This is a genomic window from Pediococcus parvulus, from assembly GCF_964063155.1.
Classification (GTDB): Bacteria; Bacillota; Bacilli; order Lactobacillales; family Lactobacillaceae; genus Pediococcus; species Pediococcus parvulus.
In genome coordinates this window covers 1,879,315-1,903,866 of record NZ_OZ061292.1, presented here as the reverse complement: position 1 = coordinate 1,903,866, position 24,552 = coordinate 1,879,315, and the positions used below count along the sequence as shown (strand labels likewise).

Annotated in this window: 21 protein-coding genes and 1 pseudogene; 7 read left to right on the top strand and 15 right to left on the bottom strand. The window is 38.9% G+C overall.

Going from position 1 to position 24,552, the window contains the following annotated elements; all coding sequences use genetic code 11:
• Positions 1 to 320 precede the first annotated feature (320 nt).
• From AB3217_RS09610 to AB3217_RS09580, 7 genes are all read right to left on the bottom strand, one after another.
• Complete coding sequence (locus tag AB3217_RS09610; RefSeq protein ID WP_367366039.1) at positions 321 to 2,186, bottom strand: CDP-glycerol glycerophosphotransferase family protein; 1,866 nt, start codon at positions 2,184 to 2,186, stop codon at positions 321 to 323.
• Positions 2,183 to 3,313: a CDP-glycerol glycerophosphotransferase family protein gene (locus AB3217_RS09605; RefSeq protein WP_068807967.1), complete on the bottom strand. Its 1,131-nt coding sequence runs from the start codon at positions 3,311 to 3,313 to the stop codon at positions 2,183 to 2,185. The genes AB3217_RS09610 and AB3217_RS09605 overlap by 4 nt, the downstream gene beginning before the upstream one ends.
• Positions 3,301 to 4,326, bottom strand: a complete 1,026-nt coding sequence (locus tag AB3217_RS09600; protein WP_068807969.1) for a ribitol-5-phosphate dehydrogenase — start codon at positions 4,324 to 4,326, stop codon at positions 3,301 to 3,303. Before AB3217_RS09600 ends, AB3217_RS09605 begins: the two co-directional genes overlap by 13 nt.
• Complete coding sequence (locus AB3217_RS09595; RefSeq protein ID WP_068807972.1) at positions 4,326 to 5,033, bottom strand: 2-C-methyl-D-erythritol 4-phosphate cytidylyltransferase; 708 nt, start codon at positions 5,031 to 5,033, stop codon at positions 4,326 to 4,328. The genes AB3217_RS09600 and AB3217_RS09595 overlap by 1 nt, the downstream gene beginning before the upstream one ends.
• 967 nt (positions 5,034 to 6,000) lie before the next feature.
• Positions 6,001 to 6,831, bottom strand: coding sequence for a DUF4097 family beta strand repeat-containing protein (locus tag AB3217_RS09590; RefSeq protein ID WP_367366038.1), 831 nt, complete (start codon positions 6,829 to 6,831; stop codon positions 6,001 to 6,003).
• A gap of 1 nt (position 6,832) precedes the next feature.
• Positions 6,833 to 7,453, bottom strand: a complete 621-nt coding sequence (locus AB3217_RS09585; protein ID WP_068808377.1) for a DUF1700 domain-containing protein — start codon at positions 7,451 to 7,453, stop codon at positions 6,833 to 6,835.
• Positions 7,446 to 7,796 (bottom strand): PadR family transcriptional regulator, encoded by a 351-nt coding sequence (locus AB3217_RS09580; RefSeq protein ID WP_068808374.1) that lies wholly within the window; start codon positions 7,794 to 7,796, stop codon positions 7,446 to 7,448. The genes AB3217_RS09585 and AB3217_RS09580 overlap by 8 nt, the downstream gene beginning before the upstream one ends.
• A gap of 182 nt (positions 7,797 to 7,978) precedes the next feature.
• On the opposite strand from AB3217_RS09580, the gene AB3217_RS09575 reads away from it, so the two are divergent.
• The 3 genes from AB3217_RS09575 (at position 7,979) to AB3217_RS09565 (ending at position 12,010) form a co-directional block, all read left to right on the top strand.
• Positions 7,979 to 9,319: an FAD-dependent oxidoreductase gene (locus tag AB3217_RS09575; RefSeq protein WP_068808371.1), complete on the top strand. Its 1,341-nt coding sequence runs from the start codon at positions 7,979 to 7,981 to the stop codon at positions 9,317 to 9,319.
• 738 nt (positions 9,320 to 10,057) lie between these two features.
• The gene (locus tag AB3217_RS09570; RefSeq protein ID WP_367366037.1) at positions 10,058 to 11,299 is read left to right on the top strand and encodes an ISL3 family transposase; all 1,242 of its coding nucleotides are present in this window, start codon (positions 10,058 to 10,060) and stop codon (positions 11,297 to 11,299) included.
• A 219-nt stretch (positions 11,300 to 11,518) separates the two neighbouring features.
• Positions 11,519 to 12,010, top strand: a complete 492-nt coding sequence (locus AB3217_RS09565; protein WP_068808369.1) for an isochorismatase family protein — start codon at positions 11,519 to 11,521, stop codon at positions 12,008 to 12,010.
• Between the two features lie 29 nt (positions 12,011 to 12,039).
• On the opposite strand, the gene folP is transcribed toward AB3217_RS09565, so the two are convergent.
• From folP to AB3217_RS09530, 7 genes are all read right to left on the bottom strand, one after another.
• The gene (gene folP, locus AB3217_RS09560; RefSeq protein WP_068808366.1) at positions 12,040 to 13,197 is read right to left on the bottom strand and encodes a dihydropteroate synthase; all 1,158 of its coding nucleotides are present in this window, start codon (positions 13,195 to 13,197) and stop codon (positions 12,040 to 12,042) included.
• Positions 13,184 to 13,792: a non-canonical purine NTP pyrophosphatase gene (locus AB3217_RS09555; RefSeq protein ID WP_057785006.1), complete on the bottom strand. Its 609-nt coding sequence runs from the start codon at positions 13,790 to 13,792 to the stop codon at positions 13,184 to 13,186. Before AB3217_RS09555 ends, folP begins: the two co-directional genes overlap by 14 nt.
• Positions 13,785 to 15,101 carry a folylpolyglutamate synthase/dihydrofolate synthase family protein gene (locus AB3217_RS09550; RefSeq protein WP_068808363.1) on the bottom strand — a complete coding sequence of 439 codons (1,317 nt, stop codon included), beginning with the start codon at positions 15,099 to 15,101 and terminating at the stop codon, positions 13,785 to 13,787. The genes AB3217_RS09555 and AB3217_RS09550 overlap by 8 nt, the downstream gene beginning before the upstream one ends.
• Positions 15,102 to 15,110: 9 nt before the next feature.
• Entirely contained in the window at positions 15,111 to 15,680 is a 570-nt protein-coding gene (folE, locus tag AB3217_RS09545) for a GTP cyclohydrolase I FolE (protein ID WP_057785008.1), read from the bottom strand.
• A gap of 14 nt (positions 15,681 to 15,694) precedes the next feature.
• A complete protein-coding gene (folK, locus tag AB3217_RS09540) occupies positions 15,695 to 16,177 on the bottom strand; it encodes a 2-amino-4-hydroxy-6-hydroxymethyldihydropteridine diphosphokinase (RefSeq protein WP_068808360.1) in 483 nt (160 codons plus the stop codon).
• Positions 16,170 to 16,538, bottom strand: coding sequence for a dihydroneopterin aldolase (gene folB, locus AB3217_RS09535; RefSeq protein WP_084254361.1), 369 nt, complete (start codon positions 16,536 to 16,538; stop codon positions 16,170 to 16,172). The genes folK and folB overlap by 8 nt, the downstream gene beginning before the upstream one ends.
• A gap of 462 nt (positions 16,539 to 17,000) precedes the next feature.
• Positions 17,001 to 18,134 carry a vitamin B12 independent methionine synthase gene (locus AB3217_RS09530; protein WP_367366036.1) on the bottom strand — a complete coding sequence of 378 codons (1,134 nt, stop codon included), beginning with the start codon at positions 18,132 to 18,134 and terminating at the stop codon, positions 17,001 to 17,003.
• An 803-nt stretch (positions 18,135 to 18,937) separates the two neighbouring features.
• Here AB3217_RS09530 and AB3217_RS09525 point away from each other — a divergent pair.
• From AB3217_RS09525 to AB3217_RS09510, 4 genes and pseudogenes are all read left to right on the top strand, one after another.
• Entirely contained in the window at positions 18,938 to 19,615 is a 678-nt protein-coding gene (locus tag AB3217_RS09525; protein ID WP_057784727.1) for a DUF969 domain-containing protein, read from the top strand.
• A complete protein-coding gene (locus AB3217_RS09520) occupies positions 19,608 to 20,531 on the top strand; it encodes a DUF979 domain-containing protein (protein WP_068808354.1) in 924 nt (307 codons plus the stop codon). The genes AB3217_RS09525 and AB3217_RS09520 overlap by 8 nt, the downstream gene beginning before the upstream one ends.
• A 19-nt stretch (positions 20,532 to 20,550) precedes the next feature.
• Positions 20,551 to 21,198 carry a pyroglutamyl-peptidase I gene (pcp, locus tag AB3217_RS09515; RefSeq protein WP_068808351.1) on the top strand — a complete coding sequence of 216 codons (648 nt, stop codon included), beginning with the start codon at positions 20,551 to 20,553 and terminating at the stop codon, positions 21,196 to 21,198.
• 317 nt (positions 21,199 to 21,515) lie between these two features.
• Positions 21,516 to 23,016 (top strand): annotated as a pseudogene (locus AB3217_RS09510) (MFS transporter).
• Between the two features lie 281 nt (positions 23,017 to 23,297).
• On the opposite strand, the gene pepT reads toward AB3217_RS09510, so the two are convergent.
• Entirely contained in the window at positions 23,298 to 24,542 is a 1,245-nt protein-coding gene (pepT, locus tag AB3217_RS09505) for a peptidase T (RefSeq protein WP_068808346.1), read from the bottom strand.
• Positions 24,543 to 24,552 lie beyond the last annotated feature (10 nt).

Sequence of the window (24,552 nt, the reverse complement as noted above, 5' to 3'; positions counted from 1 at the left end):
AACCCTTTTAGGCGTGTGACTGTTTTTTGATTCCTACTAAAGGTTGAAAGTGTCAAAATTACTTCAATAACTAGTATTAAACGACTTGGTTCAAAAACAGTAGATTAATTGCTGTCCTGCGGCTCCAAGTCGTGCCCACTATTCCGCCTAGTAATGATGATTTTCGTTCCGAAAATTTTTCTTGCTCCAGTCGATGTCGATTCTTGTGGCAAGTTCGGCCGCAAGAACTCGCACTACGTTCCAGCCCAAATTTGCTGCCATGAACGTTTTTGTACCAAGCAACAAGATAAGTTTTTGTAGTTTCAATCTTTAGATTCCTATTATTGCATCTTACCCCAATGTGGGATCACCTTTCCATCTGGAGTATGGTCATCATCTGCTTGGGCGAGGTGGCTGTTTTCATCGTCAAAACCATTTTCAAGGTTATCAACAAAACGTGCTGTAGCATGACCATCTGGCTGATCGAAGAAGTAATTGACAAATGAATCAAGCTTCTTACGATCTAGTTGTGGATTCTTAATTCGAGCAATTAATTCGTCTGTTGTTTCAGCCAAAGCACCCGGAATGAAATCCAGATAATTAAAGTAGAAACTACGCTTTTGCATATACTCTGTTAAATCCGGTGCAAAGAAAATCATGGGTCGTTTTAGTAAGGCGTATTCAAAGCAAACAGAAGAGTAGTCAGTAATCAGTTCATCTGCCACCATCAATAAATCATTGATTTCTCGGAAATCAGAAACGTCATGATAGAAGTCCGCATATTTATAAGAAATATTTGGTTGGTTTTGGACAAAGGGATGAATCTTCAAGAGAAAAACGTAATCTTTATGAAGAGCTTCATAGATCTTGTTGAAATTAATATCCTCAAAGGGGTAGTAAGCAGATTGTTGCCCATTGCCACGGAAAGTTGGCGCAAATAAAATTACCTTCTTACCTTTGATGAATGGGAGCTCTTCTTGTAATCTTTGGTGGACATCAGCCTGATAAGCTTTGTCAAAAAAGATATCTGTTCGCGGAATCCCAGTTGTCACGATGTTTTTTTCGGGAATACCAAAACCTTCCGCATATTTATCCGCGATGTGTTTAGAAGAAACAAGCGCTTTAGTATAATTTTTGTGATTTAACGAATCTAGCTTTGGGCCACCTGGCATGCCTACGCGACTGTAACCAAAAGTTTTAAATGCGCCGACTGCGTGCCACACTTGAATGAGATCGGCATTATGCCGAATAGAAAGGGGATAAATTAAGGGATAAAAATCATCCAATAAAATATACCGACTTGTGGCAAAAGCTTTTGCGAGAACAAAAATTTCATGCCACGATTTTTTAGCTTTAATGCTTGGTTTTAGATAAAACGAAATTTTAAAATCAGAATGGCGTTTTAATAATTCTTGATAGATGAACTCAAAGTTACCAGAAATACTAGTTCGACTATCCGAAACAAACGAAATCTTATGCCGATTTACGGGTAACAAACTATACCAGCGATAAGCCCAACCTAAAACGCGGCGTTTTAAGGGCCGCATTAGAGGACTTTCAAGGACAAAATCTGCATCTAATTCGTTTTCAAGAGGATTAATTTCACTGAGCACACTTGAATCGATTTCAAGGGAATTAGCAGCAAAATTATACTTAAAAATCAAACGATACTGGGTATTTTTTTTCGCAGAATAGTTTGTCATATTTGTGATGTAACTTAAATCGTGAGTACAGTCCAAAATCTTTCCCACGGATGTGCGTTCGATTAGCCATCCATCAGAAAGATATTGTTTTAACTGAATTTTGATTTCGTATTGACCGGGTTCTAGCGGTTTACCTTTATTGATTACGGAAAAATTAGCGGTTCCTTTGTAGCCGGCCATTGGAAAATGGGGATTCTCTATTTTCTGGTTGACTAAGGGAATTTCAATATCGTCGGATCCGTCTTTTGTGAGGATTAGACTTTTGACGATTTTTTCTTCATCTTTTTCAGGAAATTTCTCAAAATAAGCTGTTCCAGAAATCGTGAAGTACGCACCATTGAAATCAATTGTGGTGATCTGTCGTTTGATGAGGGAATCGATACCTTCCACCAAATGAGGAGTGTGATATGCGGGCAAGCTTTCTTCTGGAGTCACTGTATTTTGTGGCGTAGGATGCAACATACGTTTTAGTTTATTTTTGATTCTTCTTAGTAGATGTCTCATAATCTCTGTTCTCCATACCTATTGATTGATGTTAAAAAGTTGTAAACCCGGTCACTATTATGGCCATCCTGATTAGGAAAGTTCTTTTGCTTTAACTGACGGACATAGTCTAAATCAACATGCGATAAATCCTCATTGATAAAAGTCATAAGTGACGATGTTTGTTTAAACGAAGGTGCGTGTAAATAGTTAAAATAATCAACATAGAAACCTTGTTCTTGAGAATAGTCTTGATAATCGGGAGTAAATAATAAAATAGGTCGCTCGAAATAGCTAAAGTTCAAAAGGAGTGACGAATAATCTGTAATAAAAACGTCAACTTTTGGCATTATTTTTTTGACTAATGCGGGATCCTGAAAGAGATGAACGTTTTTAGGAAGCTTAGGAAGATTTGATTTCATATTAACATATGGATGGATTGAAATGTAGATTTCCCAATCTTCTTTTAAGCTTGCTGTTGCCTTAATCATATCGTTGACAGCTGTTAATACTTTTTTTGAATCGTTTGAGCGATAGGTAGGAGAGTAAAGCAATTTCTTTTTGTGATTGGGCGGTAGGTTAATAGATGATTTTGAAACGGTGTCTAACATAGGCTGACCGAGGGGAAGGATATGTGAATTTTCAATATCAAAAGCATCTGCATAGGCCTGACGATCTGCCTCAGTATTTACAACGACCCAATCATAATTTGTGTGGGGTTTGATCACACTTTTTTGTGCATTAGGAAGACTTAGACCAAATTTTTTGAGTGTGCCAATTGCGTGCCAAGTTTGAATGACGACATTTTTACGATGCTTCTTTAATGAATATAAAGGGAAAAAGTAGTCATCAATAATGAACAAATGTGAAGTGGCGACGTAATAAACGGACATTAACGAGTACCAAAAAAAGAGCAAACGACTCTTCCATGAACGGTCATAATGAAAGCAAAATGCTTTTAATTCATAATCACCGTTTTCTTCAAATGTGTCATAAAGTTGTTTCAGATTGTCAACTAGTTTTGCATTTCGCATTGTCGCAAATGTGACGCGTTTGGGGCGGGGACGGCATACGTAATAACAAAATTGGTAACTGGTATTATATATGAATTTTAAGGTTTTAAGCTTTATTTCTTTTAAATTGCCCAACGCATCACGCCCTTCCCCCAAGAGCTGGCACTGTCTTTTTCGAAGAAACTTACAACTTCTTTAATAGAACTTACTTTTTGCGTTTCGCCAATTAAATTGCATAACCGATCCTGTGTTTTGCAGTCCTTCGCCAAAATGTCAATTGCACTTTGAAAATCGCCACGACTGCTGCGACTTGAGCCTCTTAAAGTTAAACCGCGTTCAAGAACTAAACGGGTATTAATTTCAATTGGGTTTTCTGAAACGCCTAATAACATGATGGTGCCCATTGGTCGAATGTGATTGATGATTTGATCAACGGCAATTTGGCTGCCAGTGCCACCAGTACATTCAAGCGCATGACTTACCTTTAATTCTGGTGGAATGTCACTTACCAGGTAAGTTTCATCTACAAAAGAGAAATAATCTAGTTTGTATTGATGCCGACCAAATACAAGGACTTTACTATTTGGAAAGAAGGATTTGGCTAGGGAGGCAATAATGTAACCTAAATTGCCATCACCCCAAATACCAATTATATCTTGATCAGCATCCATAGTTTCCTTTAAATTGGTGAGAGCCTGGACGCCGACCGAAATCATTTCTGTAAAGGCGGCCATATTGGGTTCAAATTCTTTAGGGATCTTAATCACGCGATCGCGACGTAAAAAGACATACTCTTGCATAAAGCCGTCGTAACCACTAGAACGGAAATGATTATTTGAAAGGTAGTTTTCTTTAACAATCTTACTTTGGTGGGATGGCGTATTTGGAATCATCGCCACAGTTTCTCCCACAGAAAATTCATTTTGGGGATCAAAAACGACGGTACCAATGGCTTCATGAATTAATGCCATCGGTAATTTTTGTTTCAGGACAGTCTGAGAACGATTACCAGAAAAATAACGTTGATCAGCCTTACAAATTGATAAATATGTGGGACGCACAATGATTTCATTTGAAGTTAAATTCTCGTCAATGGTTTGTGACTCGAATTGGCGTGCACTGACTAAACGGTAGACTTGATTTAGCATTAAATAATCACTCTCTTTTCTACAATTGCCTGTGCGATTTTTAAATCGTAAGGTGTTGTGATTTTGATGTTTGAAACTTCTCCACGAACCATGTGAACTTCTTCACCCGCGAGGAGACAAATTTTACAGGAATCGGACAAAACTTTTTTTTGAGCATTGGTTAGTTGGCCGAAAGCTTTTTTTAACTTCTTAATGTTAAAACTTTGTGGCGTTTGGCCTTGATACATATATTCTCGAATAGGAATTTCTGCCACTTGGCTTTTTTCACCGCGAACGATGGTGTCGATAGCCGGCACAACCGTATCGACGGCTGTGTGTTGCAAAATGGCATTGATGTTGTCATCGATGATCCGCTCTGTAATAAATGGGCGAACTGCATCGTGGGTGACCACCACGTCATCATCACTTAGACCGAAAGTCTTTTCGATATAAGCAATACCGTTCATTAAGGTATCGTTTCGTTCAGAGCCACCAGTAACGACGACTACGCGGGGATCCTTGATAAACTTACTAATGATGTCCTTGGTGTGAGTCAACCAGTCAGCGGGGCAAACAACCAGGATCGCCTTGAAACGATGTTCTAGAACGAATTTTTCGATAGTTTGAATTAAAATTGGTTTTTCGCCAAGTGGTAGAAACTGTTTCGGCATGGCTGTGTTTCCCATCCGAGTACCTTTACCACCAGCTAAGATTTGCGCATATATCATAAAGTTGAGCCCCGTTTCCTCTAAATATTACTCATAATCTTAGATTACAAATATGAAGATAATGTTATCGATTAGGTAACTTTCTAAGACTAATTTCCAAACTTTTTAAACTAACTATAAAAAAAGCCTTAAAACAAACTATTGATATAGAAAAATAAAGGCTTCCCGATAACTAAATTCTCATCCGAAAGCCTTCTTATAAATAGGTCTATCTAAAGCTTGAAACTACAAAAACTTATCTTGTTTCTTAATACGAAAATGTTCATAGTAACAAAATTAGATAAAATGCCGTCTTCTAGCAAATTTGGGCTGGAACGTAGTGCGAGTTCTTGCGGCCGAGCTTGCCACAAGAATCGACATCGACAGGAGCAAGAAAGATTTTCGGAACGAAAATCATCATTACTAGGCGGAATAGTGCGAGTTCTTGCGGCCAAGCTTGCCACAAGAATCGACATCGACAGGAGCAAGAAAGATTTTCGGAACGAAAATCATCATTACTAGGCGGAATAGTGCGAGTTCTTGCGGCCGAGCTTGCCACAAGAATCGACATCGACTGGAGCAAGAAAGATTTTCGGAACGAAAATCATCATTACTAGGCGGAATAGTGCGAGTTCTTGCGGCCGAGCTTGCCACAAGAATCGACATCGACTGGAGCAAGAAAGATTTTCGGAACGAAAATCATCATTACTAGGCGGAATAGTGCGAGTTCTTGCGGCCGAGCTTGCCACAAGAATCGACATCGACTGGAGCAAGAAAGATTTTCGGAACGAAAATCATCATTACTAGGCGGAATAGTGGGCACGACTAGAGCCGAAATACACGTCTCTGAGCTCGGCCTTTATCTAAGCGAAACCCGCTAAGATAAACGACACTACTGAGCCCATTTGCTTCCAGACTAAGGCTAATCTTTGCAATTAACACACTGATATAATAATTTTGATACTTTCAATCTTTAGAGGTCTAATAATTATTGGTGATCAACCACGTTTTCAAAGTATTTGTTGTACAGCTCAATTTGGTTCTTGGAATGGGGATTTTTAGTGATTGTTTTAGTCGTTTTAAATCCATACCAATTATTATAAGCGTCAGAAGATCCCGTCTTTAAAGTGTAGCCGTCCTTTTTACTTAATCCATACAGATGATTGAAATAGCCACTATTATAAATTTTGACGATTCCCTTGAAGGAACCTCCGAACATTCTAAAGGTTCCTTCTTGTTTAAAGCTTGCGCCGTTTAATAACTTAACTTGATGTAACGAAACGTTACCGGCCAATTTTCCGAACGAGTTAAAATCAGTTTGACCGAGGGTACTGTTATAGGCCCAAAAATAACCGTTTTTTATTCTAAGTTTCACTTGTTTGATATTTAAATGCTCAAGCGTTAGATTATCGCCTGTGATTTTCCAGTCTAGTTGATTCAAGTTACTATTTTTTGGAACCGTAATGGTTAAGACATTAGGCACATAAGATTTGTGCACAACTGCATTGTAGAGCTTGCCAGTTTGTTTAATGATAAGTTGGTTGTTTTTAATGCGATAAATCGGATTAGCTTGAGACTGGCCTTGGTAATGAATTTTGTAATTTTTCCCGGTTTTAATATGCACATTATAGTTATTGATATCTCCCTTAATTGATGTAAAGGAGCTTAAATTAGTTGTTTTTTTTTCGATTTTAACGATTCTGGGGAGATAGTGTTGGTCAATGGTCATAGATTGAAAGCCATTCATTTTCCAACCGACTAGGCTTAGAAAAAGACCGATTAGAAGGCTAAGCGAACCAACTTTAATGATTTTTTTCATTTTAGTGATCTCCTTTCAGGGATGGATCCCTTTGAGAAAGTTTTTGAAAAACCTGACGGAAAATTTGGACGGTTATTTGCAATAGGAAACGAATAATTGAAATGGAGAGTGGGCAAATAATTAACACAAGACCCACACAAGCTAATCCAGTGCCGAGATAGAAAAGTCCTGAAGTAAAATTTGTGAAAAGAAAAATTATGCCAGAGTAAATTGAAATAGCTCCGAAAATAATTCCAAAAAGAAAAAATAAAATTGCGGCGAAGATAAACGTTAACAAAAGGCCAAATACTAAGACAATACCGATAAAAATTAAAACGGCAACGGGAATGGTAAGAGGAGTTGAAAGAATACCTAATAAAATTACCCAGATTAACTTTATGTTAGATTTACTGGAACTTGTTTTGACTTCTTCAAGCCCCTCATTTTTCTTAATAGAGTAATCTGCTAATACTTTTCGAGCCAACTGTTTTGCAGTTCCTAACTTTGCAATGATTTCATTATCAGATTGTAAATTGGCATCCTCAATATATTCACTGTAAAAATCTATTACATCATTTTGTTCATCTTTTGTTAATCCAGATAAATAAGTTTGGAGATTTTTAATGTATGCTGATTTATTCATGGGTGGCGTCCTCCTGCATATTAATAGGTGGAATCTGAGTTTCTTCAAAAACTTGATTAAGATTGGTTTGGTAACTCTGCCAAGCTTCTAAAATAATCTTTAATTGATCAATACCGGCTTCAGTGATTTTGTAGTAGCGTCGATTCCGGCCTTGATAGGGCTGATCATAAGTAGTTAGCCATTTTTTGTTTCGAAGTCGTCTTAAAACGGGGTACATCGTTGACTCAGATATTTTAATGGATTCTTGGACTTTTTGCGTAATTGCATAACCATAAAAATCCTGATGGGTGAGTAATGACAAAACTAGTCCGTCGAGGATTTCCGAACTGACTTGAATATTCATAGGTGCCCTCCTTTATGATATTTTCTAATCTATATTATATACCGTATAGTATTAATGTCAATATAATGTTGATAGCAATAAATAGGGATGTGTAAGCGTTGACATTTGCCGACATACAAAATAGAATTGAATTAACAATAAACTAATAATTTTGATAACAAAAAAACTTGTGGAGGGAAATTATGAAAATAATTATAGTAGGAGCAACCCATGCCGGAACTTTTGCAGCCAAACAGATTCTAGCAGAACATCCAGACTATGAAGTGACTGTATATGAACGAAATGATAATTTATCGTTTCTTTCTTGTGGAATTGCGTTATGGGTTGGTGATCACGTTTCAGATCCAAATAAAATGTTTTATTCTTCTCCTGAGGAGCTTGAAAAACTAGGGGCGACTATGAAAATGCAACATGATGTGTTGCAGATTGATCCTGAACAAAAAACGGTTCAGGTAAAAAATTTAGTTTCTGGAAGAATTTCACAGACACATTATGATAAGTTGGTGATGACAACTGGTTCTGCACCTGTCATTCCTCCAATTAAGGGTATCGATAATGACAAGGTTAAGCTTTGTAAAGATTGGAACGACGCTAAAATTTTGCGTGAAGCCGCGCCAAAATCTAAGTCTGCAATTATCATTGGTGCCGGGTATATTGGTGCAGAATTGGCTGAACAATTGGCGGTTACTGGTAAACAAGTTACTTTGATTGATGGTTTACCACACGTTTTAGCCAAAAACTTTGATCCAGAAATTGGTTTGCGAGTTGAAGACGACTACAAAGTACATGGTGTCAAATTGGCTATGGATGAAATGGTACAATCTTTTGAAGGTGATGACCAAATCACAGTAAAAACAACTAAGGATAGTTACACAGCCGATTTTGCTGTTTTGTGTGCGGGTTTCAGACCTTACACTGATTTATTGAAGGGTAAAGTAAAAATGTTACCGAATGGTGCAATAATTACTGACGCGTATATGCGGTCATCTGATCCTGATATTTTTGCGGCGGGCGATTCAGCAGTTGTGCATTACAATCCAACAGGCAAGGATGACTATATTCCCTTGGCAACTAACGCTATCCGACAGGGCGTTTTAATCGGTCATAACATTGAAAAGCCAACTGTTAAATATATGGGAACGCAGGCTTCATCTGCGGTGGCCCTTTTTGGAAAGACCTTGGCTTCGTCTGGATTAACGGAAAGTGGTGCCCAAGTACGGGGCGTCAAGGTTGAAAGTGTGACACTGGAACAAAATTATCGGCCAGATTTTATGTTAACCACAACGCCCATTTTGATGCGACTAGTTTGGGATCCCAAAACAAGGGTTGTTTTGGGTGGGGCATTTTACAGTTCCTATGATTGTGCCCAATCCGCAAATGTTATTTCATTAGCCATTCAAACTAAAATGACCATCGATGACTTATCAATGGTGGATATGTTTTTCCAGCCTAATTTTGATAACCCGCTCAATTATGTGAACGCAGTAGCGACTGCTGCGGTGCAGAAACAGGATGGCAAATAGGGAGACTTTCTTTTTCTTGGGTTTGAGGACAGCTCCACAAAGCAAGAGAAAAAATATAAGACACACCTACTGCGGGAATTCTCCCCGCTTACGGTGAGCCTTAAATTTCCTCTCTTACCGCTTTGTTTCACTCACTGATATAGGACAGCTCCACAAAGCAAGAGAAAAAATATAAGACACACCTACTGCGGGAATTCTCCCCGCTTACGGTGAGCCTTAAATTTCCTCTCATACCGCTTTGTTTCACTCACTGATATAGGACAGCTCCACAAAGCAAGAGAAAAAATATAAGACACACCTACTGCGGGAATTCTCCCCGCTTACGGTGAGCCTTAAATTTCCTCTCATACCGCTTTGTTTCACTCACTGATATAGGACAGTTCCACAAAGCAAGACAGAGAATATAAGAAAACTTCCAACGGGATTGCGATCCCGCCTCCAGTTCTCTTATATTCTCTGCCTTTACCGCTTTGTTTCACTCACTGTTTTTAAGAATTTCTTAAATAAAAAATGTAGCGTTTTCCTCTTTTCCATTCAGTTGTACTATAATGGGACAAGATGCTCATTTGGGGAGTTATATTTGCATCACCAATTCATTTGGGTCTACACTTTCTGGTATTGGTGAATAACTAATACCGGTTTTTTGTCTGTTTTGAAAATCAGAAAAATAAAAAAGGACATCTGTCCTCTTTGTGCTACGATTTAATCGCCAAAACAAATCGAAAAGAGGAAATTCAGATGTCCCTAACTAATTCTATCTTATGCTTATTCGAAATAACAGACCCAAACTTAATTGTCACTGGTATTTCTAAAGAACGGTGTTCCACAAACCAACGTATTCATGTCGTCCATGCAACTTTGTCTTATCAACTTTTAAAGTGCCCACATTGTGGCCATAAAAGCTTAATTAAAAACGGAACTCACATGAGTCACCTGCGTTTAGGAACCTTATCCGGTGGTCGTTACGAAATGCATTTAAAACGTCAAAGATACCAATGTAAAGATTGTTCAAAAACCTGTGGTGCTAAAACTAAGTTGGTTAATCGTAACGAAACTTTCACACATAATATCAAACATCAAGTGATCGTTTTGGCACGCGATATGTTGACGAGTAAAGAAATTGCTAAACTTTGTGGAATTTCGCCAAGCAGTGTTCAACGAATCCTAAATGCCAATATTCACTTAGCCTATCGTGTTAAACATCTCCCAGAGAATCTTTGCTTTGATGAATTTCGTTCCTGTAATCACTGGATGTCCTTTAATTGTTGCGATGCCGTTAGTCATCGCCGAATTGTTACTTTAAAAGATCGGCTAAGTAAAGATATCATTGACTACTTTGAAGCTCGTTTTTCGGTTCAAGAACGTGCCCAAGTTCAATCAGTGACGATTGACATGAATGCTGAATATGGCAGCTTCATTCATCGCTTATTTCCCAATGCGGCCACGATTATCGATCGTTTCCATATTATTCAACTGGCTGGGCGTGCCTTAGATAATGAACGCACGCAGACCATTCGTACTATCCAAGATAAGCATTCACGAATTTATCATATTTTAAAATCTCAATGGCGTTTATTTCATCTTGATGAAATAAAAGTTAATGATTCTAAGGCTGTTTATTTACGCGGAATTAACGAGTATATGACGCAACAAAACGCCATTGATTTAGCTCTAGACGCTTTTCCCAGATTTAGATCTGTGTATCAAACCTATCAAGGTATCTTAAGTGCCATACACCAAAAGGATGCTAATGTGTTCCAATCCTTACTTACTAACTACCAACCCACTAGTAATCAAATGGACATAACGATCAACACGTTTATCAAAAATGGTTCAGCCCTTCTAAACAGTTGTCGTTATCCATTTTCCAACGGTCCAATTGAAGGACTTAATCGTAAAATCAAGGCATTAAAGCGTAACTGTTTTGGTTTTCGAAATATTGACAACTTCTTTATCCGGATTAGTTTAATTCATGAGTAAACAAAAAGCACATTCACCGAAGTGAATGTGCCGTTCAAAATCTCCACCAATACGATTTGACAGAGACCCATTCATTTCTCTTGAACTTATTCGCAAAGTTCATAAGCGTATTACTTGATTGATGATGCCTTGAACAGGGAAATAGATCGTCTTTGGATACCGAAAGTACTTTAGATTTAGTACTGTCAAACAAACTTGATTTATGAAAGAGGAAATATAATGGCAGATGTCTTAATTGTAATTGATATGCAAAATGCATTGCATAAAATGGAGAATTTTGATGCAGTTGTGGCAGGCATCAACAAACGAATCGCCGTTTATCGACAAGAAAAAAAGGCGATTTTTTTCGTCCAAACTACCGATGATGAGATTCCAAGCGATACCGAAGCCTTTGAATTAACCGACAAATTAGACTTTAAATCGCAGAAAGATGAATTCATCGTCAAAACAACACCCGACTCGTTTTATCACACTAATTTAGAGGCTTATTTAAAAACCTACAACACACATAGTGTTGAAATTTGTGGCGGTCAAACTGAGTATTGCGTGGACACCACAATTCGGGTTGCACGTCATCTAAATTATGAGGTTGAAGTCACAAGGGGATTAACCACAACCTTTGACTCAGACCTTTTGAATGCTCAAACAATCATCAAGCATCATGAAAGTATTTGGGACGGATCGTTTGCAACCATGTTACCTTCAAATTAAAACTAGTAAAAAAGATTGAGAAAAATGTCTCAATCTTTTTTACTAGCATTTTTGAACCAATACCCATTGTTAATGGTTTGAAGCATCTTCACAAGTTGCTTCGTTTCCGTAATGTCATGGACGCGCAAAATATTTCCGCCATGCAAATACATATAAGTTTCTGCAATAAGAGTGACCGCTAAACGGTCCTCTTTTTTTAAACCAAATAATTTTGCGCCAAACCCCTTACGGGAAATGGCAATCATTGTGGGGCGGTCAAAATCATTAAACTGATCGATGTTGCGCATCATCGCATAATCTTGATAACCGTCTGCAACTTTGGCATAACCAATTCCGGGATCTAAGGCGATACGGTCGCGATCGATTCCAACAGCAGTCAATTGATCTAGATTCTGCTTGAAAAAGTTTCGCATTTCTTGAGTCAAATTGTCATACTCAGTGTCACGACTGCTGTGCATGGTTAACAAGCCCATTTTAGTTGGTGCCAATAAAGCAAGTTTACGCGGATCGTCAGTGAAGGCATTCACATCATTTATAATATCAACTTCGCCGTCCTTAACGATGTCACGCATGACCTCAAATTTGTAGGTGTCAACAGCTAAAGTGACTTGAGGGTAGGAGTCGTGGATCTGCTTTACGTAAGGCATAATGCGCGCTAACTCTTCATCGGCAGTTATTTCTTTGAAACCCGGCCGTGTGGTTTGTCCGCCAAGTTCAATGACGTCCACCCCAGCCGCAACCATCTCAGCAACGCGATCCATGATTTTTTGAGGTTCAAAATAACGACCACCATCATAAAATGAGTCCGGGGTAATATTTAAAATACCGTAAATTAAAGGTTTTTGAATTAAATCGCGGTGCTGATTTCCATAATTCCAGTAAACGCCGTGCTGCGCATAAATTTCGGTCAACTTTTCTTGACTGACAGAGTTTTGAAACCGATCTTTGAAATGTGCCATAAACAACTGAAACGCAGTCAAAGGGAGAACGGTCTGGACGCTATTTTTGTTGGCTCGAATGGGAACATCAAATGCTGCCAATAATTTGGTTAGTTTGACCATTTCTGGTTCAGATAGATCGGTAAACTGCAACGCAATTTTACGCGCTTTACGTAACGTATCATAGGCGATTTGATCCGCAAATGAATCGGGATGTGCAAATTCTTCAGTTTTGTCAGAAATATTCATATTCGTTTTGAACCGCCCTTTTTAGAAGATTATGAACTGCCTTTGTGCGATGTAAATAAGGGGCCTTTTTACAATCTGGCATCTCGGCTAGGGTATGAGTTTCACCCTGAGGAATGAGGATTTTGTCAAAGCCATAACCATTTTGGCCCCGTTCTTGGTCGCTAAAGGTCCCCTTAAACTCGCCAAAACCATGATACAGATGGTGACTAGGTGAACATAAAACCAGATCTGTCCGTAAGGTCACGTTTCGTGATTTACCGGCCACCAAATTGATCAAATAATCGTTTTTATCTTTATCTGTAGGATAATCTACTAGTTGGCGTGAAGTTTCAACACCAAATTTATCTGGATAAGCATCTACAATCATTCCAGAGTCATCCCCTAAAACATAAGCGTGAGGCATCTTTTCAGCAATAAAAATTGCTTTTTGCCGCGCATTATCTAAATAGCTTGTCGTACCTTCCTTTGGAAAGGTTGTGCGTGCAAGCTTATTTTGATAGGACTGGGCGTGCACATTTGCTACCTTAAAACATTTGGCAAGTTCGATGGTTTTATCTAGGTTATTAGAAGCAATGAGAATTGGTTGATTAAACATGAAATTCACCTTCAAATTGTTTGATAAAGTAAAAGGAACCAGTAATGATAATGACATCGTTTGTGGAACTTCTTTGCCGAGCTTGGGCAAGTGCTTCGTGTGAATCGTTGGGTTCAAAAAGATGGACGTTAGCAAAATGAAACTCATTTCGAATCACATTAGCCAGGCACTCCTTGTCTAAGGCCCGTTGGTGCTGACTGGGTGTATTCACGTACACATCAGTTGCAATTGGTAAGTAACTTTTCAACATTTCAAAGTAATTTTTATCCGCCAAAAAGCCCAATAGAAAATGGATTTTTCGATTTGGAAACAAACTTTTTAATGATTGAACTAATTGTTTAGCACCATCAGGATTATGTGCTCCGTCCAAAATAACGGTGGGATGCTGCTGAATAATCTGCATACGTCCGGGAACTTTGAGCTGTGATAGAGCCTTGTAAACGCACTGTTGGTCAAGTGACGTGCCATTTTGCCGAAGCCAAGTTACAGCACTTAAAACCGTAGCTAAATTATCTAGTTGAAAGTTACCGATCAAGCCCAGTTGATAAACTTGTTTGGTAATTAGGGGGCCACTAATCTGGACTTGGGTGCCTGTCTGATCCTGATTTAAAACTTTCAACTGAATGTTACGCACAAAATGGATGGCCACATGGTGTTTATCAGCCACAGTCCGCAAGACTTCACGCGTAATTTGTTTTTGATGGGGTGCAACAATCACTGATGAACCCGATTTAATGATACCGGATTTTTGAGTCGCAATTTTGCGAATGGTATGGCCGAGAATTTGGGTATGATCGTAATCAATGTGCGTAAACAAAGTCAATAATGGCGCAGAGATTGCGTTTGTGGCATCATTTTTACCACCTAATCCGACTTCCAATATCACGAAATCTACTTTTGCCTGTTTGAAAGCAACCAAGGCAATTAAAGTAAACCACTCAAAAATTGAAAGCGAAGCGACCTGATCTCGGTTTCCCAGCGTGTCACTAATAAATTGGTAGGCTTGAAGAAAAGCCTTATAACTAATCATTTGCCCATCAAGTTTAATTTGTTCGCGGTCGTCTAACATCGCGGGGCTGGAAAAACGACCCACGTGGTAGCCATTTTCCTGCAAAATAGCTCCCAACATGGCACCGGTTGACCCCTTGCCATTGGTTCCGGCAATGTGGATAATTTTATAGCTCTGATCTGGATAATGGAGGTCAACCAGGATTTTTCGTAAAATGGTTACCCGATTATCTTGAGTGACTAGAACTTGATGATTCATTTTTGCAATTAAATTTTGGTAGGTTTGTTGGTCTTCGTTCATGGTAAGTGATTACCTCTGATGCGTCTGTTGGAGAAATTCGTTTTTTAACTCGTGATCATCGGCAAAGGTGCCCAAAAATTTATTCGTATACGTAAATAGACCCGATTTGTTGATTCCACGCATTTCCATGCACATATGGCGTGCAGAAATCGATACTGCCACACCTTTAGGGTTTAAAATGCGTTGTAATTCATCGGCAATCATCACCGTGATGTTTTCTTGGACACTTGGTCGGTGCGAGGCAAAGTCGACCAACCGGGGAATTTTACTCAAGCCAATAATTTTACCGTTTTGTGGAACGTAGGCCACATTGACCGTGCCAAAGAAGGGGAGGATGTGGTGTTCACACATGGAATAAAAAGGAATGTCTTGCACCAAAACCATCCCGGCATTTTCTGCAACATTAAAAATTTTGTAATCCTCAAAATGTTGCTTGCCAGTTTCAGCAAAGATTTCTTCATAGGCTGTGGCCACTCTGGCGGGAGTTTCTTGAATGCTAGGTCTTTTGGGGTCATCGCCAATGGCTTCAATAATGTCATGCACGGCGTTTTCTATCTTTTTTTTATTTTTTTCGATCATATTCTGGTTACCTCTTAGTCATGTAAAATTTCTACCCAATTCTGGTCAGGCGTCGTTTGTAATTGTTGCTGGGTTTTAGCAATCAATTTGTCATCTGTTAAAACATCTAACAGTGGGATCAGCACAAAACGGCGGTTGGCAATTTCGGGATGGGGGATGATTAATTTGTCATCCTGATAGGTTTCGTGATTAAAGTACAAAATGTCCAAATCAATTGTCCGGGGTCCCCAATGAATAATCCGTTTCCGGCGCAAATCCTGTTCAATCTGATGTAACTCATCTAAAAGGCGATGGGCATCTAAAGAAGTGGACAAGTGAATGGCAATATTTAAAAAGTCGTCTTGCGGGACGCCACCCACCGGCTGCGTTTGATAAATGGGCGAAACTTTTTTAACGTTGATGGCTGAATTCTGGTCGAGCAGGTTAACAGCCTGTTTTAAGTTGGCCTGGCGATCGCCAAGATTAGAGCCAACACTTAAATAAACGTCATTATTCATGATGCTGTTCTCCGGAAACTTCAATTTCAATGTTGTCAAAGATTCCGGCAATCGGGACGCTATATTTGCGCACTTTTAATTTAACGGCCTGAATAGTCGGGTAGGTGGCCAGAATTTTTTTCAAAAGATGATTAGCCACACTCTCAATTAAATTGTAGTTATTGTTTAAAACGAAATCTTCAATGGTTTGGTAGACGTCCGCATAACTAACCGTTTCTTTCAGGTTGTCGTGCAAAACCTTTTCTTCAATTGGATAGGTGAGTTCAGCATCAATTTCAAGGCGCTGACCCAGTTTCTTTTCTTCAGCAAACACACCGTTAAATGTATGAAAGCTCATATTATTTATTCTGATTTTACCCATCTTAGCCATTCCCCCAGGCAGTTACAAAATTTATTTCCCTTTAATAGTATCATGTTTGGCACTAAGCGTCTTTTCTGAAGGCCATTATATAGAAAAAACCAGAACAAAACTCAAAAAGAGCCGTGTTCTGGTTTTCATAGGTTAACTAAAGGTTGAAACCACAAAAAACTTATCTTGTTGCTTGATACGAAAACGTTCATGGCAGCAAAATTAGATAAAATGCCGTCTTCCAGCAAATTTTGGGCTGGAACGTAGTGCGAGTTCTTGCGGCCGAGCTTGCCCAAGAATCGACATCGACAGGAGCAAGAAAGATTTTCGGAACGAAAATCATCATTACTAGGCGGAATAGTGGGCACGACTTGGAGCCGCAGGACGGCAATTAAACTACTGTTTTTGAACCAAGTCATTTAATACTAGTTAGTGAAGTAATTTTGATACTTTCAACCTTTAGTAGGTTAAGTGTTATTCTGCATCTTGCCAAACTTTTTTAGCGGTGTCGATGACTAAACTTAATTTTGCCCATTGTTGATCAGCAGTTAATTTATTGCCTTCTTCAGTTGAAGCAAAACCACACTGAGTAGAAAGCGCCAAGTTTTCTAGTGGGACTTCTTCAGTAGCTTCTTTGATACGTGTGATTAATTGAGTTTGGTCCTCTAGCTCTGGAAATTTAGAAGTCACAAGACCTAAGACAATCCGCTTGTTTGCATCATGGTTCCAGATTTTAGCGAGGGGCTTAAAGTCACCGGCACGATCGTTATCATATTCCAAGAAAAAGCCATCGTAGTTCAACTGACTAAGATAGTCAGCCACAACATCATAACCACCTGAAAATAGGAAGGTTGATTTGAAGTTTCCTCGACAAATATGTGTCGTTACGGTCAAATCGGTGGGTAAGTTTTCCAAGAGTTTATTGATAACATAAACGGAATCTTCAGCAATTTTACGGAATGGCTTTTGAGCTTCTGGATCGCTTTTAGTTTCGTCCAGCTTGCTGATTAAAAATGCCCAAGTTGTGTCATCTAATTGAATGTAACGACAACCAAGTTCGTAAAAGTGCTGAATTGTCTCGTGATAAGCTTGCGCCAAATCATTTAAGTAATCTGTGTGATGCTCATAAAACTTAGGGGCATTATCACTGCGATTATCACGGAATAGTAAACTTGGTGACGGAATGGTTTGCTTAGCTTGGACACCATCAGGAACGATTGAGTTTAAATATTTGAAAGCTTTAAAAAAGGGATGGTCTGGATTGTAACTGATCTTGCTGGTTAAAAAGGCATTGTCAGTTCGTGTTTTTTGCCCATGAAACTTGTAACTCTTTTGGTAGTCGTATTTGCCAACACCATTTAATCCCCAAAGAAAATCGAGATGCCACCAAGAGCGGCTAAATTCACCATCAGTTACGGCATGGAGGCCAAGTGCAACCTGTTTAGCTACAATTTTTTTAATTTCTTGTTGTTGCACGGTTTCTAATTGGCTAGCCGAGATTTTTTGATCGGCAAAGTCCTTATGTGCCGCTTTTAATTCTGGAGTACGTAATAAACTACCGACTTGGTCGAAACGATAGGGCGCTTGTAAACTTGTTTTAGTTGTCATTGTAAAAACTCCTTATTATTTATATTTAGAAACAAAAAAGCTCGTCCTCAACGTAAAAACGTCAAGGGCGAGCACTTCATTAAAGAAATGGTCACGGTACCACCTTGGTTTGAAATAATAATAAAATTATTTCCTCGAAGAACTCCGCAAAGGAAGTTCCGGCGCGATAATGGGCGCACCCATCTGCATTTTGCCGAGGCTTAATGCGGAATGTTCTCCAAGACCATGTTCAGATTCACTATTTTACCTCGTTACACCAGAAGAGGCTCTCTATGAAAATGTGGGATCGTACTCATCTCTTCATTGCTTTTAATTGTTATCTAATTTGGACTTAGTCTAGCGCGTGTCTTGTCAGTTGTCAAACTTGGATGGAAAATATAATGTTTTTGAAGAATTTATGAAGGGTAATTGATTGCTTGAAATCATTCACCAAGCATATTGAGATATTAGCATTAGTAAAATTGAAAAATATATTGCACAAATCAGGGGTTTATTGAATATCTTGCCAATCAGATCATAACTTGCGCCAACGTTGGAACGAAACAAGGAAGATATATTTGTTTTTTTAAAGATACAAATTTACATTTGACAATCACTTTCAGCAGTCCTATAGTGAAAAACATTAAATATAAATGAGAAACACGTGTGGAAGTTTTCACGGAGTATAGGCTAGCGAATTTTTAGAAAGTGTTTGGCGCTGAAAAAACATGTTTCCTAGTTTAAAAAGATGAAAATGGGTTTTCATGCTAAATTTATGATAACAAAATTAGAATCATTCAATAAATGAAATGGAGGACAAGCGAATGGAATACATACGTTTAATTGGTGTATTAGTTATTATACTGGGATTTGCATTCAAATTAGACACTGTGGCCGTCGTTTTGATTTCGGCACTGGCCACCGCATTAGCATCCGGAATCGATTTTACAAAATTTTTAGCGATTTTAGGGCAAGGATTTTTAGACAATCGGATGGTGTCCTTATTTTTTTTAACTTTGCCAATGATTGGCGTTATCGAACGCAATGGCTTAAAGGCATCTGCCGTAAATTTGATTCATCGTCTACAAAACTTAACCCCCGGGCGAATTTTTGATATCTATTTATTAATTAGAGAATTAGCCTGTGTTTTTGGAATTACCTTACAAGGGCAGGTCCAGTTTATCCGGCCTTTGATTAATCCAATGGCGCAAGCAGCAGCGAGTGTTGAAGCAAAACTCACACCAAAAGATGTCGATCGAATTAAAGCACGATCGGCGGCTACAGAAAACTTTGGAAATTTCTTTGCGCAAAACTTGTTTGTTGCATCTGGTGGTGTGTTATTGATGGCGAGCACCATGAAATCTTTAGGGTATAAAGTCGATCCGACGGGAATTGTTTTATATTCCATTCCAGTTGCCGTGATTACATTAGTCCTAGTATTTGTATATAATCGCTTATTTGATCGCCAGTTTACAAAGAAGGGACGTGTTGACCATGACTAGTTTAATCAATAATATTTTAACGTTCCTATACATGTTAATTGGAGTTGGTTTTTTAATTGCTGCAATCGAATCGTTTCGAGACAAAACGAATTCGACTCGTTATGGAACTGGATTGTTTTGGACTTTGTTTGCAGTTATTTTTGCCCTAGGTCAATGGCTTCCTAATGCATTAGTGGGCGCATTTTTATTGGTGATCGGCTTACTGTCTCTTTTAAAACAGGTCAAGGTGGGCCATATCAAAGAAATTAATGTTAAAACAGCTGAATCTGCGGCCTTGCGATTAAAGGGGTGGATTTTCCTGCCAAGCATTATCTTGGCTGTGACTGCTATTTTGGTAGCCCAGTTCACACCGTTTGGCGGACAGGTTGGAATCGGCGCTGCAGCAATTCTTTCATTAATTGTGGCGGTTGTTTTGACCAAATCAAGTGGAAAAGCCGTTTTTGACGATACGCAACGCATGGTACGTTCGGTTGGCTCGGCCGGAGTTTTGCCGCAGTTATTAGCTACATTAGGAGTGGTTTTCACAGCTTCTGGCGTAGGTAACGTGACGGCACATGCGATTTCCAGTGTTTTTCCGGTTGGCAATCATCTGCTGGGCGTTGTCCTGTATTGTGTGGCAATGGCTGTGTTTACGATTATTATGGGTAATGCGTTTGCGGCATTCGCAGTTATCACGGCTGGAATTGGGATTCCATTTGTGGTTGCGCAAGGTGGATCAGCAGTGGTTGTGGCGGCACTCGGAATGACGTCTGGTTATTGTGGGACGTTGATGACGCCAATGGCTGCAAACTTCAATACGTTGCCGGTGGCGTTAATGGAAATGAAGGATCCGCTGGGTGTCATTAAACAGCAGGCACCAATTGCAATTCCTATGTTAATTATTCAGATTTTATTGATGTATGTGTTAGCATTTTAAATTTAAGGAGGACATAAAAATGAAAATTCTTGTGACTGGGTTCGATCCGTTTGGTGACGACAAAATTAATCCGGCGATTGAAGCTGTGAAACGTTTGCCAGATGAAATTAAAGGTGCGCAGATTGTGAAAATTGAAATCCCCACAATTTTTGGCAAGTGTGCAGATGTGACGCATGCGGCTATTTTAAAGGAAAAACCAGATTATGTTTTGAGTATTGGCCAAGCTGGCGGTCGTTTTGGATTGACGCCAGAACGGGTAGCAATTAATTTTGATGATGGACGGATTAAGGATAATGCGGGCTATCAGCCACTAGGAACGCCGGTTCATGAAGATGGTCAAAATGCGTATTTTACGCAATTGCCGGTGAAGGCGATGGCTAGGGCGATTAGGGTGGCAGGTTTGCCAAGTAGTGTGTCGACAACGGCTGGAACGTATGTATGTAATCATATTATGTACCAGGTACAGTATATGATTGATAAGGAGTTTCAGGAATTGAAGGCTGGATTTATGCATATTCCGTTTTTACCGGAGCAGGTGACAAGCAGGCCAAATACGCCTTCATTGAGTTTGACAGATGATGTGAAGGGAATAACGGAGGCAATTGCAGCCATTGTGGAGCGTGATGGCAAGGCTGATATTGAGACGGTGGAGGGCCACGTGGCATAAAGTGAAAGTGCGCGAGGCAAAACGGTAAAAGGCAGAATATAAGCACGATGGAGGCGGGATCGCAATCCCGCAGGAATCGTGCTTATATTCTGCCTTTTGTTTTGCCGAGCGGTCCTAGAGCTCAGCGGAAAGCAGCGGGAACAATGCTTATGGTTCACTTATTGATATTAATAATCATCCTAAAAAAGTGAATGAAAAAAGCTCATTTTTTAAGGATTCACTAAACAAATTTTTGCAAGAAATTAATGATTAGCTATATAATAGAAATCGTGCACTTCCATCTTTTGTTGCTGAAATAAATATTTAGCTACGCGAAAATGCAAAAAAATAATGGAGGTATACATTTGGAAAAAAGTAAAAAAAGTAATATAACTCTCACTCTGGCTGCAATTTTTATTGCAACGTTCATGAGTTCAGTGGAGACGACAATCATCACTACGGCGTTACCAACTATTGTGAGTGAACTACATGGTATTACTCAAGAAAGTTGGGTATTTGCAATGTACTTGCTTACTACCGCTGTTACAACTCCCATCTATGGAAAATTGGCAGACCAACTGGGAAGAAAGCCAATATTTATTTTTGGCTTGGTAACTTTTCTGATTGGTTCAATTGCCTGTGGATTTTCGCCTAACATTATTGTTCTAATTGTTTCGCGCGCAATTCAGGGTATCGGCGCGGGTGCAATAATGCCAATAACATTTACAATCATCGCTGACGTTTTTAGTTTTGAAAGACGTTCCAACATTATGGCAATGAAATAATACAGCATGGGGTATTTCAGCACTTGCTGGGCCACTTATTGGTGGATTTATAGTGGACAAACTTAATTGGCATTGGGTATTTTTTATTAATGTGCCTCTTGGTATCCTTGTTTTAGGATTAATCGTATTTGGTTACCATGAATCCTCATTTAATGCGAAAAAGATTAAGATTGATTATCCAGGGATAGTTTTACTCTCGGCAAGTTTAATTGGACTTCTCCTTGGCTTACAAAATCTTAGCAAGCAAAGTACCTCGTTCATGTTCTGGTTGATACCGTTTATTACTTTTGCTGCAGCTCTGGTATTCTTCATAATGGTCGAACGACGTACAGAAGATCCATTAATCCCATTAAAATTATTTAGTAATCGAACCTTTTCAATTCAGATAACAACAGCCTTACTGCTTTCTGGTGTGCAGATTGGGTTTCAAGTGTATTTTCCGATGTGGTTACAGTCAATTTACCATGTATCGGCTTCAATAGCTGGTCTGGCTATTACACCCAGTCCTGTTTTATGGTTGATAACTTCATTTTTTGTAGGCGGCCTCTTAAAACGATTTGCTCCGAAGTATATAGTATTGCCTATAGTTGTAATTCAAACGGCATTTTACGTACCTTTAGTTTTTGCAGGAACAAATTTCCCAATAATGATGTTTTATGTTATTGCCGGTATAACTGGTGCCGGTCTTGGTATTATCATTACCATGAATACCGTTGTAGCACAAGAACTTGTGCCAAAGGGAAATATTGGGACTGCATCCTCAATGCTCACACTTGGGCGAACATTGGGACAAACCGTCATGACAGGTATTTTCGGATTAGTCTTTAACTTCGCTTTAAACCAGGGAGTTAAAGCGAATAAGTCGCTAACAATTAGTAAATTAAATAACGCTATCAGTTCAAATACTCCCTTTAGGAATGGTCATTCATTGCAAAACGCAATTAATTCAGTTCTGCTTAACGGTTTTCATTCCGTTTTTATGATAGCTATATTACTATTTGTAATCCTCATAGTTCTCAATTTATTTGACAACACCAAAGAAATTATTAGGTAGAGTACCTCAATAGTCGTTTTAACATATTCAAGTTTGAAAGTTATTAATTACGCCGTTATGAGGCAATAACTTGATGCTAAAAAAACAAAACTAACCTGTTTATGCAAAATAAGGATCTGAAAGGAAAATCTATCCCTTTTCGGATCTTTATTTTGTTGAACTGATGAATTTTTTTCTAGCACAATTGATGTAAATGAAAAAAAGTTATCAAAAAAAACGTTATTCACCATCTGTTTTTAAAACAGGTAACCGAATAACGTTTTTAGTTTCTATATGAAAAATTAGTTACTTTGTTCACTATTTAGCTTGTTGATTTCTAAAATCAAATCAACTGCTTTTTCCATGGTTTGAGCCGAAACAAATTCATAACGACTGTGCATATTTTCGCCACCTGCGAATAAGTTGGGTGTAGGAATACCCATAAATGAAATTTTTGAACCATCTGTACCGCCACGAACGGGATAAATTACAGGGGTAATATCCAAATTTTCCATGGCAGTTTTTGCGATTTCAACGGGTGTCATATCTTTTTCGAGAATTTCGCGCATGTTGTAATACTGGTCATGGGTTTCAACAGTTACGCGTTCTTCACCAAAGTCTGCGTTTAGTTTATCTGCAATGTTTTGTAGTTCTTGTTTCCGTTGTTCAAATACTTTGCGGTCATGATCTCGAATAATATAAACTAGTTTAGCATGATCAGGAGTGCCTTCCATCTTAAATAAGTGGAAAAATCCTTGACGGCCATCAGTTAATTCAGGACGATCACCAGCTGGAACGAGGTTATGATAATCAATTCCCACTTGAAGGGCATTAACCATGACACCTTTGGCCGTTGCCGTATGCACTTCATTACCTTGAATTTCGACAGTTGTCTGTGCAGCATTGAATGTTTCATATTCCAATTCACCCAGCGGACCGCCATCAACAGTGTAAGCATATTTGGTGTTAAAGTCTTTTGCATCAAAATGATCAGCACCGGTTCCTGTCTCTTCATCAGGGGCAAAGCCGACGCGAATTTCACCGTGTTTTACTTCAGGATGGTTAATGTAATATTCCATTGCTGTCATGATTTCAGCTGCACCAGATTTATCGTCAGAACCAAGCAAAGTTGTGCCATCTGTTGTGATTAAGGTTTGACCCTTGTAATTGTGTAACGCAGGGAATGCAGAAGTTTTAAGCACCCATTTGCCATCTTTACTTAATTGAATATCAGATTCACCATCGTAATTCTCATGAATTTGAGGATCAATGTTTTCTGCGTTGAAGTCGGCGGTATCAATGTGGGCAATGTAACCAAATACAGGAGTATTGCCACCATCATTAGCAGGTAAAGTAGCTACGACATAGCCACTTTGTGCTTGGGTATGCACGTCTTGTAAACCAAGATTGGTAAGCTCTTGAGCAAGTGTTTTTAAGAAGGCTACTTCCTTAGGATCAGTGGGAACTGTTTTTGAATCTGGGTTAGAGCGTGTGTTTACTTTTACATATTTTAAAAATCGAGGTAATAATGTTTCGTATTTTGCCAAATTAATCACT